This is a genomic window from Mycobacterium sp. (assembly GCF_035314905.1).
Lineage (GTDB): Bacteria > Actinomycetota > Actinomycetes > Mycobacteriales > Mycobacteriaceae > Mycobacterium.
In genome coordinates, this window is the sequence record NZ_DATFYW010000027.1 from 1 (window position 1) to 9,269 (window position 9,269).

Below are 9,269 nucleotides of genomic sequence, written 5' to 3' on the forward strand. Positions count from 1 at the left end.
GATGACGCCGACGCTTGCCGCGGTGACCCCCACCCAAAACCCCGGCCGCGGCGACAGTCGCAGTGCGCCGATCCCCACCATCGCGAAGGCCCTCTCGAGGCGATTTGGTCAAGAGTAATGCCGCCGCTGTCAGAGCCGACCCTGTTCCAGCTGCCGTGCAAATATAGATTGGCCGCCTGACCGTGTGGCCCTGTGCAGTCGGGGCCACAACGCGATGGCCACCAAAGGGCAGACCTTTGTCGCCAGGCGGGTCCGATGCCGCGGTATCCGTGAAGGACGAGCAAAGGAGGGAGCCTGCATGACCGGACCAAGCAGTGACGTCTGGGAGGTGATGTCGACTGCACGGACGATCCGGCGGTTCACGGACGAGCGGGTCGACGACGCCACGCTCGCGCGATGCCTCCAAGCTGCGACGTGGGCGCCATCGGGCGCCAACGCACAAGCCTGGCGCTTCATCGTCCTGCAATCACCCGGGCAGCGGGCCGTCGTGGCCAAGGCCGCGGCTCGTGCTCTGGAGGTGATCGAGCCGGTGTACGGGATGACCCGGCCCGCCGACGCCGACCGCAGCCGCCGAGCCCGCGACAATCGCGCGACCTACGAACTCCACGATCGGGCGCGCGAGTTCACTTCCGTCCTGTTTACGCAGAAGCGTTTCGCGACGGCCTCCGAGCTGCTGCTTGGAGGGTCGATCTTCCCCGCGATGCAAAATTTCCTTCTGGCCGCCCGCGCACAGGGCTTGGGGGCATGTCTCACCAGCTGGGCTTCCTACGGCGGCGAGCGGTTGCTGCGGGAAGCCGTTGGCGTACCCGACGAGTGGATGCTCGCCGGCCACGTCGTGGGTGGGTTGGCCCAAAGGCAAGCACGGTCCGGTCCGTCGCCGCTCCCTCGCCGAGGTCGTGGATCTCGACCGCTGGGACGAGCCGGCTGATGACCTTGTGGCCGCGGTTGCACACCCCTCGACGGGCGGCCCGCCGGCGCGGGGGTGACCATCCCGCGGAGCGAACCGACGTGCAGGGGCGACCTGCCCCATCCCGGGGGTCGGCTAGGGCAGTCGCCGCACGCGGCCGGCATAGCTGAGCGCGTGCTCGTAAGTGGCGAGGTTGTCGCGAGAGATTTTTGCATGCACCGGGCGTTCGAGAAGTAAGCGCAGCAACGGGTTATAGGCATAGTAAGTCTCGTGGAACGTGAGGACCGTGGTGCCGTCGGGCTGTTCCTCTAGTTCGTGATAGCCCTCGGCGCGCGACCAGAGCGGCTTGCCGATCGCCACGTACCGTGACAGTTTGTTGATCTTCGCCTCGGTAACCGTCTCCCACGAGCGCCCCTTGCCCCCGGAAAGCAGATACCTGGGCACTTCGAAGACACAGGTGCGGACCAGACCCTCACCGGCCTCGTCGCCTTCGGTCAAGATCTCCATCCGGCCCGTTGGCCACTCAAGGACGCGCGGCCGCGGAGCGTTCGGCGCCACCGGCGGATGCAGCACCCGCCACACCTTTCTCGGAGGCGCCTCGACAAGGAATCGCACGGTGTAGGACTGCATCAGCGTTCTCCCCACCTGGTCCGACAATGATCGTCTCTGATCGTCTCTGCGGGCGACCGCGAGGCAGGTTGGAAATCCGTGCCGATACTTTACAGCGCCCGCGCCAAGCCGGGCAGGACATCGCGGGTAACCTATCCGCCGCGTGTGCGTCGATCTGCCGCGGCGTGGACACGAAGAGGCGCCGGGATTAGCGTCCGTTGAGCGAGGCGTGCACGGTGCAGTGCCCGACACGTGGGAGGTCCCGGCATGCTGTTCATCCACGAGGTGCACAAGGTGCGCGGGCGCGCCGAAGATGAATTCGAGGCCGCCTTCCGGGAGGGCTGGATGCCTACAATCGGCGCCGACGACGAGGCCCGGCTGCTGTGGTACACCAACCACGCCCACGGCAGCGGCCCCGCTTACAACGTCGTCACCGTGACCGCCGTTCGCAACGGAGCCGCGTGGGAGCGCCTGGCCCGGCGGGTGCAGAGGGGCGATCTCCAGCGGTGGATGCGTGACGTGGACGAGCTTCGGCATGACGTCGAGGCCAAGCTGCTCGTGCCCCTCCCGTGGTCCCCGCTTCAGGACGTGGCCTTCGACGAGGTGCCGGTCGACGGGCGGGAGCACGAACTGACGCTCTACATGGAAGACACCATCTGGCCCTACGAGGACAAGTTCGGCGAATACATCGACCGCTGCGGTGAGGTGTACGCCAAGAGCCTCGACCAGCCGGCCTCCCTTCTGACGATCCAGGCGGCGTTCCAACCCGCTCTCGGCAGCCACCTGCGCCGTGAGGTCGCCCTGATGCAGCGCATCAACCGGCCCGAGGCGTTGGTCACCTTGCTTCAGACTGAGATTCCCCCCGAATACCGCGGCCCGGGGACCTGGATGCACGATGCCCTGGACCTGCGCGATCGGTGGAACAGCCGGCTGCTGCGGACAGCCGCGTGGTCACCCCTGTACTGAGCGCATGAACACCGGCACGATCATCGACGCCGCCGCCGCCGGCGATCCCGGCCGCGCCGCACTCATCATCGGCGGGCGTGCCACCAGCTACGGCGAGCTCGCCGCGGCCGCCGGGCAATGCGCCGACGGCCTGGCTGCCAACGGGGTGGCCGGACAGCGCGTCGCCGTCGTCGACGCGGGAAGCCTGCTGTCGATCGCGACAGTGCTCGGCGCGGCTCGGATCGGTGCTGCCGCAGCGCTGATTAACCCCGCCCTGACGCCGTCGGAGCTGCGGGTGCTGCTGGACAACGCCGGATGCGCCGGCGTGGGAGTTGCGGGGCAGGCGTACGCGGGCCGGCTCCTTGAAGCAGGCGTGAGCAAGGCATTAACGGCCGCCGACCTTCTGGGCGACGGCCAGGATTTCACGCCGCGGCCCGCTGAGGAGGTCGGCGACCGCGACGCCCTGGTGCTGTTCACGAGCGGCACGACCGGGCTCCCCAAGGCCGTCGGCATCAGCAACGGACAGCTGAGCGCGCGGATCACGGGATTCGCGGCACCGTTTCGGGCGGACCTCGCCCCGGCGGTCGGGATGATGTGCGTCCCGTTTTTCCATGTCGGCGGCTCGCTCGGCATGCTGGGCAGCCTGTACTCGGGCAACACCTCGGTGGTGCAGGATCGATTCGAGGCCGGAGAGTGGTTGCGCCTGGTTCAGGAACATCGGGTGAGCACCGCATTCCTGGTGCCGACGATGCTCCAGCGGATCCTCGATCATCCCGACTTCGACCGCATCGACCTCACGTCTCTGGTCGCCATCGCCTACGGGGCGGCTGCCGCGCCCGTCGCGTTGGTGCGAAGGGCGATGGCCGCCCTTCCGCATGTGGCGTTCGCCAACGTTTTCGGTCAGACCGAGACGCTCGGCGCCTACACGACCTTGTTGCCGGACGATCATCACGATCCCAACCGTGCGGGATCCGTGGGCCGGCCGCTTCCCGGGGTCGAGGTCCGGGTGGTGGACCCCGACACAGGGAACGACGTCGAGGCCGGAGCGGTCGGCGAGTTGTGGGTGAGCACCGCCCAGAACGTCACCGAAGGCTGGCTCCGCACCGGTGACCTCGCCCGCCAGGATTCCGACGGCTACATCTACCCGAGCGGCCGGCTGACCGACACCATCAACCGCGGCGGAGAGAAGTTCGGGCCGATCGAGGTCGAGGAGGCCATACGTACCCATCCGGCGGTAAGCGACGCGGCCGTCGCCGGAATAGCCGACGAGGAGATGGGCCAGCGCGTGGGGGCAGCAGTGGTGGCTCGCTCCGCGGTGACGCTCGCGGAGTTGCGATCGCACTGCCGCAACCTGATCGCCTACTTCAAGCTCCCCGAGGCGCTGAAGATCGTCGACCAGATCCCTTACAACGACACCGGCAAGATCAACCGCCGTCAGCTCGCCTCGCTGATCGCGGATGGGGTATGAGCCGGCGAGAGGAGTCCTCGTGCTGTTCCTTCACGAGACCCACAAGGTGAACGGCGCACGCCAGGACGAGTTCGAGGCGGCCTACCGGGAGGGCTGGATGCCCACGCTCGGCGCCGACGACGAGGCTCGGCTGCTGTGGTACACCAACCACGCTCACGGCTCCGGGGTGTCCTACAACGTGGTCACCATTACGGGCATCGCCGACGGCGCGGCCTGGGAGAGGCTCGCCCGGCGCACCCAAAACGGCGATCTCGAGCCGTGGATGCGCGAGCTGGATAACCTGCGCCACGAGGTGACCGGCAAGATCCTCCTGCCGGTCGACTGGTCGCCTCTGCAGACGGTGGACCTCGCGAGCGTCCCCACTGCTGGTGCGACGCATCCGTTGAGTCTGTTCATGGAGGACACCGGCTGGCCCTACGCCCCACTCGACGACTACATCCGCTGCTGGGACGAGATCTATTACAGGCCGCTATCCAAAGCGCCGGCCGGGATGCGGCTACTCGAAATCCAGGCGTGCTTCCAGGTGGCGCACGGCAGCCACAAGCGGCGAGAAGCGATGCTGTGGCAAAAGATTGACGCGTCCAACGACTACGCGGCGCTCGTCCGTCTGCTCACCACCGACACTCCGCCGGAGCACCGCGCGCCCGGCAGCTACATGTTCGATGCCCTGACGTACCGCGATCAGTGGGAGAGCCGACTGCTGCGGACATCAGCGTGGTCGCCGCTGTACTGAGGCTGAATCAAGGGCCTACCGCCCGATACCCGAGTACCGCGAGCGCGCCCATCCTGCGGGAGGCGGCAGGCCCGCAACCGGGTTCGGCGTGCCGGTGAGATAGCGGTAATCAGCATCACGGCGGCGCGTTATCGGGAACGTCGTTGTATTGCAGCGTGTATCCGTCAGGGGAGAAGGTGAACCCCTTAACCGTCAGTTCGCTGAGACACGAAACGCCCGCGTCCTGAACGTTACAGCGAAAGCCGGCTGCGTCCAGAACCCTGTTGAACTCCAGGACCTTCGCGGGGCCAGGTACCGGCGAGAATTCCGACGGTTGGAGCCATGCGAAGTGGGCGTCGCCGGTGTTGTCGATCACCATCGCGTTCGGCGCGCTGCTCTTACCCGCAGCAGTGGTGACGGAGTCAGGCGCACCTGGAACGCTCATGGCCGAGCCACTTGCCGATTGGCAGCCGGCTTGGGTATGGGGCAATATTGCGCACCGCCATCGCCCGCTTGGCGTTGTGAAGTAGTAGCCGGACTGATCGCCAGAACTTGCGAAGAAGTCGTAAGCGTTGGCCAAATGCAGGTTGTCGGCCGGAGTCGGTGGCGCTGGGGTCGACGCAGTTGGTTCGGTTCGCGCTGATGTGTCCCCGGTGTTCACGACGGGCCCGGGCGCGCAAGCGGCGGTCAACGCCGCCATCGCCACAAGCACCGCCGGTGGACACCGCATCGCGCCGCTGCCTCTGGATGCCATATGGCTATGTTGACATTCCCGGCGACGCACGCGTTGCCGGTGTCGACTCAGGCGGCTCCGCTGCGGGCGAACCGCGGCCGGGCGGGAAGCGATCCGCGAGCCGAGCCGCGGCGCACAAAAGCGCACTGGTGAGCAGCACGGCGCCGACCGTGTCGGTGAAATAGTGGTGACCGCAGGCGATTTGTCCGAGCATGCCAAGAAGACTGATCGCGACTGCAGCTGCGAGCGCCCACAGTCGTGCGCCGGCCACCAACACAACCATCCCCATCACGACCACCACCGCCGCCGTGTGACCACTCGGATACGCCAGGGCATCGCCTTTGTGGCGGTCAACCAGTCGCTTGAACGCTTCGTCGAGCTCGATTGCGACGATCGGGCACAGCGCCGCCACCACCGCCATTCGCCGCTGCCGCCGATAAAGCGCGGCACCGACACAGGCCGCCAGCACAGGACCGAGCAGCCACCAGTCGGTGAAGACCAGGAGCCAGCCCGGGTAGTCACCGACCACGGCGCGAGCCTGGTGTGCAAACCAGCGATCCACCGGCGTCGACCCCTGGCCCACCGCCCACCCGAGCACCAGCATCGCGACCACCCCGAGAGGCGGCAACCAACGAATCGCTGCACCGACAGTCACTGCACGAATCTAGCGAACTCCCACCGGTTAGCGGCATCACCGCCGGACCCGCCACCCCTGACCATGTGGGCGTCCGCGCTCCGCCCGCTGCTATCCGCCACGTGGGCGCATCCCGGACCGCACGGCGTCACGAACCACGTGGACTGCGTGCCAAATCCGGTTCGGATGTAGGTGCCGCTGAAATCGTCGGCTCGGACCGGGCTTGCAAAGCAGACCGCGGCGCCAGCGAAGATAGCCACCGCAGTCAAGCCCCGAATGATGCTCATTGCGTCCCCCCGCGTTGCCCGTGCTCTCGCTTGACGCGCGATGCGGAGAATTGTCTCAGCGTCGGGCCACCCCGCGGTGGTGCTCGGCGGAAATCAGGATCTCAAGACGCTGCAGGAGTCGAATCGGTGATGCGCCGTCACGGCTGGGGCAATTGCTCTGCACCGAACTGGCGGGCATAGCCGTTGAGAGTGTCGATGTCGGCGTGCAGCTGGGCTTGCCCCACCGACGGAGGGGTGTCCCCGGGAGTCTGGCCGTCGGCGCTTGCGGCGTCTGTCCTCTGCCAGGGCTGACAGCCGTCCGTCTTAAACGCCGTGTCGCTCGGGTCGATCCGCACCACCTGCGGTTTTTTGCTCATGGCGTTGTCGACGATGTCTTTACCATTGGGGCTACTGAGCCGCTTCCAGTAACACGTGCCGCCGGCAACGGGTCCCGCAGAGCTATACGTGCCCGCGAGGATGTCGACGCCCACCGAATATGTGCCGTCGTGGTCCATGGTCGTCTTGGGCTCAGGCGGTGGCGCAGGCGGATCGGCGCTGGCGAGGCCGGCGGACGCGCCACAGCCCCATAGCACAAAGGTTGCGGCGAGAATCGCGGCGCTGCTCGGCCTCATGACAGCAGACTACGCGGCTGTGCCACGGTGAGTTGCGACTCGTCGGCCTCGGTCTTGCAGGTGCCGACCTCCCGCCGGGCAACTACATGGCCGCGTGGGCGGGAATGAACATCCCGCTGTTGTCCACTTCGGTGTCGGCGCGGATCACGTGCACGAGCGCGTTGATCAGTGCAAGGTGGCTGAAGGCGTGCGGGAAATTTCCCAACTGGCGTCCCGTGCGCGGCTCGATCTGCTCGGCGTACAGATCGAGGGGGCTGACATATGACAGCAACCCCTCGCACAATCGCTTGGCGCGACTCACCTCCCCGATTTCCACGAGCGCAGACACCAGCAGAAATGACCAGCTGGTGCAGGGTCCCGGCTGGCCGGACAACCCGTCGTCGGTTTGGTCTACGCGGTAGCGCAGCACAAGTCCGTCCTCGGTGAGTTCGTCGGCGATGGCCAGTACCGTGTTGCGCACCCGTGGATCGTCGGGCGGCAGGAACCTGATCAGGCCTGCCAGCAGCAGCGACGCGTCCAGCGCGTCGCAGCCATAGCGCTGGGTGAGCACACCGCGGGAGTCGACGCCGTTTTCCAGTACGTCGGCCCTGATCGCCTCGGCGATCGCGCGCCACTGCCCGGCGCAGCTTCTGTCGCCCCGCATTTCGGCCAGCTTCGCCCCGCGGTCCAGCGCGGCCCAACACATGATCTTCGACGAGGTGAAGTGCTGAGGCTGCCCGCGCACCTCCCAGATCCCGTGGTCTGGCTCGCGCCAGCAGGTGGTCACCTCCTGCACCCGCTGCTGGATCGCCGGCCACAGCGCGTCGGGGATATGCCCGTGGAACCGGGCCCGCAGATATACCGAATCCAGCAGGTTTCCCCACGTGTCGTGCTGGCTTTGGCGGTACGCGCCGTTGCCGATACGCACCGGAACCGCGCCGTCGTACCCGGACAGGTGGTGCAGCTCCTCCTCATCGAGGATGCGCTCTCCGCCGACGCCATACATCGGTCGCAGTGGGGAACCTTCACCGGTTACGCCGCAGACCTCGGCGATGAAAACGAAGAAGTCATCGGCCTCGCGGTCCAAGCCCAACGTGTGCAGACCCCACATCGCGAACATCGAGTCCCGCACCCACGCGTAGCGGTAGTCCCAGTTGCGTTCGCCGCAACGAGTTTGGGGCAGCGACGTCGTGCTCGCGGACACCAGCGCGCCCGTCGGCGAATACGTCAGGCCTTTCAATGTGACCGCGCTGCGCTGCAGGAACGACCGCCACGGATGGTCCGGGAAGTTTCCGATGTTGATCCATTGCCGCCACATTTCGCTGGTCTGCCACATCTTGTCGGCGGCCTCGTCGTAGTTTTGCGGTGCCGGGTGTTTGGTCCAACTCAGCGCGGCAAAGACGTTGTCGCCCTCCGTCAACCGGGTCCGGGCCCGCGCCTCGTGACCCTCCAGCCCGATGTTCAGGTTGGTTGTGAGCCTGAGCTTCGGGTGCCCGTCCGGGCCCTGTCGTGCCTGCGCGACCGCCTCGCCGTAGGCGTTGCCGGTGTACTCCCAAGTCGCGCCGATGCGGTGATAGTCGAAGGAGGGCGCGCAGCCCATCACCAATTCCACCGTGCCGCTGACGCAACGCACGTTGCGCAGCAGAATGTGTTCGGCGTCCCAGTCCATCGGGGTGCGGCGGTGGGTGCGCGACCGGCGCTCGATGTCGTGCCAGGGACCCATCACCAGCGCGTCGCGGACCATGAGCCAGCCGGTGTGGGTCTGCCACGTGGTTTCCAAGATGAGGCTGCCCGGCAAATACCGGCGCGCGGCCGGCACCGACACCCCGTAGGGACCAAGGCGGAAGTGCCCGGCGGAGCGGTCGAGGATCGCGCCGAACACGCTGGGGGAGTCCGGCCGCGGCAGGCACATCCATTCGACGGAGCCGCTTGCGGAAACCAGGCACGTGGTCTCGCAGTCCGACAGGAACGCATACTCGGCGATCGGCGGAAACGGGTTCCTGCGAGTCCGGCGTTCGGCCTGGGGAGCCGAGGCCGGAGCCGAAACCAGTGGCGGGCTGAACCCGTTCGCTTCCGCGCTGAGCACCATCCACCCATCATCACCTTCCGCAGGGCTGCTCGTCCACGTCGCCGGCGTGTGCGGCGACTCCACGGCTGCGCCGGTACAGCCTCCCCGCGCAGCGAACACTCTGCAGCAGAACAGCATTCGCCGCGCCGGCAAGCTCACCCACGGTGAAGCCGACGCTGGGCTTGACCCCATTTGGTGGACACAGGGTCAGGCGGCTTGTGCCGTCTGAGTGAGTCGGTCTTCGTAGTCGACCGGGCTGATCATACCGAGGGCTGAGTGCCGTCTGCGCCGGTTGTAGACCCGCTCGATCCAGTCA

The 9,269-nt window shown here is 67.0% G+C and carries 8 protein-coding genes and 1 pseudogene; 4 read left to right on the forward strand and 5 right to left on the reverse strand.

Features of this window, described 5'->3' with window-relative positions; genetic code table 11:
* Window positions 1-298 precede the first annotated feature (298 nt).
* Window positions 299-986 (forward strand): annotated as a pseudogene (locus VKG81_RS02125) (nitroreductase family protein).
* 56 nt (window positions 987-1,042) lie between these two features.
* Here the strand turns inward: VKG81_RS02125 and VKG81_RS02130 are convergent.
* Complete coding sequence (locus VKG81_RS02130) at window positions 1,043-1,537, reverse strand: SRPBCC family protein (protein WP_324389246.1); 495 nt, start codon at window positions 1,535-1,537, stop codon at window positions 1,043-1,045.
* Window positions 1,538-1,768: 231 nt separating this feature from the next.
* Here VKG81_RS02130 and VKG81_RS02135 point away from each other — a divergent pair, with 231 nt between their 5' ends.
* Genes VKG81_RS02135 through VKG81_RS02145 form a run of 3 tightly spaced genes read left to right on the forward strand, consistent with a single transcriptional unit; the run spans window position 1,769 to window position 4,662 of the window.
* Entirely contained in the window at window positions 1,769-2,482 is a 714-nt protein-coding gene (locus tag VKG81_RS02135; RefSeq protein WP_324389248.1) for a hypothetical protein, read from the forward strand.
* A gap of 4 nt (window positions 2,483-2,486) precedes the next feature.
* Window positions 2,487-3,929 (forward strand): fatty acid--CoA ligase family protein, encoded by a 1,443-nt coding sequence (locus tag VKG81_RS02140; protein ID WP_324389250.1) that lies wholly within the window; start codon window positions 2,487-2,489, stop codon window positions 3,927-3,929.
* Between the two features lie 19 nt (window positions 3,930-3,948).
* The gene (locus VKG81_RS02145; RefSeq protein WP_324389252.1) at window positions 3,949-4,662 is read left to right on the forward strand and encodes a hypothetical protein; all 714 of its coding nucleotides are present in this window, start codon (window positions 3,949-3,951) and stop codon (window positions 4,660-4,662) included.
* A 115-nt stretch (window positions 4,663-4,777) separates the two neighbouring features.
* Here VKG81_RS02145 and VKG81_RS02150 read toward each other — a convergent pair whose 3' ends face one another.
* The 4 genes from VKG81_RS02150 to VKG81_RS02165 all read right to left on the reverse strand — a co-directional run bounded on the left by VKG81_RS02150 (window position 4,778) and on the right by VKG81_RS02165 (window position 8,974).
* Entirely contained in the window at window positions 4,778-5,086 is a 309-nt protein-coding gene (locus tag VKG81_RS02150) for a hypothetical protein (protein ID WP_324389254.1), read from the reverse strand.
* Between the two features lie 313 nt (window positions 5,087-5,399).
* Window positions 5,400-6,029: a phosphatase PAP2 family protein gene (locus VKG81_RS02155; RefSeq protein ID WP_324389256.1), complete on the reverse strand. Its 630-nt coding sequence runs from the start codon at window positions 6,027-6,029 to the stop codon at window positions 5,400-5,402.
* A gap of 403 nt (window positions 6,030-6,432) precedes the next feature.
* The gene (locus tag VKG81_RS02160; protein ID WP_324389258.1) at window positions 6,433-6,906 is read right to left on the reverse strand and encodes a hypothetical protein; all 474 of its coding nucleotides are present in this window, start codon (window positions 6,904-6,906) and stop codon (window positions 6,433-6,435) included.
* A gap of 82 nt (window positions 6,907-6,988) precedes the next feature.
* On the reverse strand, window positions 6,989-8,974 hold the full coding sequence (locus VKG81_RS02165) for a glycoside hydrolase family 15 protein (protein WP_414685117.1): 1,986 nt from the start codon (window positions 8,972-8,974) through the stop codon (window positions 6,989-6,991).
* Between the last annotated feature and the right edge of the window lie 295 nt (window positions 8,975-9,269).